At 34.8% G+C, this 1782-nt stretch carries 4 protein-coding genes and 1 pseudogene; 1 reads left to right on the top strand and 4 read right to left on the bottom strand.

Annotation, left to right across the window (positions count from 1 at the left end):
• The first annotated feature begins 172 nt into the window (after positions 1 to 172).
• Positions 173 to 373 carry a hypothetical protein gene (locus tag QTN95_RS20505; RefSeq protein WP_331418827.1) on the top strand — a complete coding sequence of 67 codons (201 nt, stop codon included), beginning with the start codon at positions 173 to 175 and terminating at the stop codon, positions 371 to 373.
• A gap of 30 nt (positions 374 to 403) precedes the next feature.
• Here the strand turns inward: QTN95_RS20505 and QTN95_RS20500 are convergent, their stop codons facing one another.
• From QTN95_RS20500 to QTN95_RS20485, 4 genes and pseudogenes are all read right to left on the bottom strand, one after another.
• Complete coding sequence (locus QTN95_RS20500; RefSeq protein WP_331418826.1) at positions 404 to 826, bottom strand: hypothetical protein; 423 nt, start codon at positions 824 to 826, stop codon at positions 404 to 406.
• Positions 804 to 1181 (bottom strand): polymorphic toxin type 44 domain-containing protein, encoded by a 378-nt coding sequence (locus QTN95_RS20495; RefSeq protein ID WP_331418825.1) that lies wholly within the window; start codon positions 1179 to 1181, stop codon positions 804 to 806. Before QTN95_RS20495 ends, QTN95_RS20500 begins: the two co-directional genes overlap by 23 nt.
• Positions 1181 to 1381 carry a replication/maintenance protein RepL gene (locus tag QTN95_RS20490; protein ID WP_331418828.1) on the bottom strand — a complete coding sequence of 67 codons (201 nt, stop codon included), beginning with the start codon at positions 1379 to 1381 and terminating at the stop codon, positions 1181 to 1183. Before QTN95_RS20490 ends, QTN95_RS20495 begins: the two co-directional genes overlap by 1 nt.
• An 11-nt stretch (positions 1382 to 1392) precedes the next feature.
• Positions 1393 to 1593 (bottom strand): annotated as a pseudogene (locus tag QTN95_RS20485) (replication/maintenance protein RepL); the annotation flags it as partial.
• Positions 1594 to 1782 lie beyond the last annotated feature (189 nt).

The following is a 1782-nucleotide window of genomic DNA, read 5'->3' as shown; positions in this document are numbered from 1 at the left end:
GCTTGAGATGTTATAACGCTCAAGTTGGTGAGGCACTGGCAAATGTCAAAGCAATGAACAAAGTCATAGGACTAGGTATGCCTGTTAGAAGCTAACGGCTAGTCATATATGGCGTCGTTGATCTTCAAGCTGATTTGATCAACAACGCCTTGTCAAAGTGCAACCAGAGCCTTTGGCTCTACCAGAACCTGAGCCAAAGGCTCATGAACCTACGCCAGAAGAACTGAAACAAGCAGATTTTGGTGATGAAAAAATGATTGAGGATTTAAAGCAATCTGTAAATAATGGTCTTGAAGAAGTTAAAGATAAAAAGAAAAAAATCACAAAAGCCCAATCGAAATACGCAAGAAGCAAAAAGAGAAAAGGACCTTGATCCAGCTCAAAAAAAAAGAAGAATGTCTTTTTATTCTTCTTTTTTTTGAGTGCCAAATCTTTGATTTGGAGCTTTTAAAGTGCTTTTAGAAATTAAATCTATCGTTAAAGGATGTAGCGTAGTATCACCGAACCATATCGCATTTGTGTATTCATATATTTCTCCTATTACATTAATGGTTATGTGTTTATCATTAATGATATCAACCTTGATCGAGTTTGAATTTGTGATTAGAAAAGGTGTTTTATTTTCTTTGTGGTTGATAAAATAAACGTATCTAAATGGAACGGTAGCACCTCCAGTGTTCATCCTAAAACCTGAAAGACTTAATGATTTTGTTATTTTTACGTTTAAAATTTCTTTATCTAATGATTTGTCATTATCAAACTCAAAATTTAACCATATGATTAGTAAACTAATTAAAATTAAGCTAATAACCTTTATTTTTCGCATACTCAATACCTAATTTTATATAATATTGGTCGTTAGGGTCGTCTGCATAAGGTGTGTCCCCCCAGCAATTTCCCCAACTGTTTTGAGAAGTTCCCGCTTTCATTTGAGCGCAGCCAGCTGCTCTCAGTAAAATTGATTCTGGAATACCACCTGCATAACCAACAGCTCCATAATGGAAGTTCCCAAAATGTTCATAAGGACCAGATTGTTTATAATCCCACGGGCCTTTATTTCGAACCATTTGATAAAACCAATAATAATCAATAGGGCCTGTAATGCGTCCGAATTTGGATCTTATGATTTTCATGTTGTTATCTACTGATACCCCATCTGGGGATGTAGGATATATTGACATTAGTTCCCCTTATTTTTTAACTCTTTGATGTTTTCATACGTAAACATTATGTTTAATCTATCATCAGATTTTCCTGCAAAAATGAAATCAGCATCTAATGTATATAAATCATTTCTAATACGATGCAATAAATTGGCTTCTTGCATTGCTTTCATTACTGTTACAACTGTTTGTTTAGATACTCCGCATTCTTCTTTTATATAATCAACTGTTACACAATTTGATTATCTTGGTTTCGGTTTGCCAAGATCCATTTAACTACTTCTTTTCTTTTCCCACCTAAACAATCCATTGCTGTAAGTAGGTGTCCAAGCCAAATTTTTTCAAAATTTATGTCGTATTCTTTAATCTCATAAACAGGTACTTTTTCAAGCTCTCCTGTCTCTGGATTAATCATATCTCTCGTTCCTGCTTTAACTTTTCTTTCTGCTCTTGTTTTTTTACTTTGTGTTGGCGTTGTTGATCAAATCAGCTTGAAGATCAACGACGCCATATATGACTAGCCGTTAGCTTCTAACAGGCATACCTAGTCCTATGACTTTGTTCATTGCTTTGACATTTGCCAGTGCCTCACCAACTTGAGCGTTATAACATCTCAAGC

Origin of the sequence: Vibrio sp. M260112 (assembly GCF_036533775.1) — a bacterium.
Taxonomy (GTDB): domain Bacteria; phylum Pseudomonadota; class Gammaproteobacteria; order Enterobacterales; family Vibrionaceae; genus Vibrio.
The sequence above is the reverse complement of the archived record's forward strand: the minus strand, read 5'-3'. Positions and strand labels throughout refer to the sequence as shown.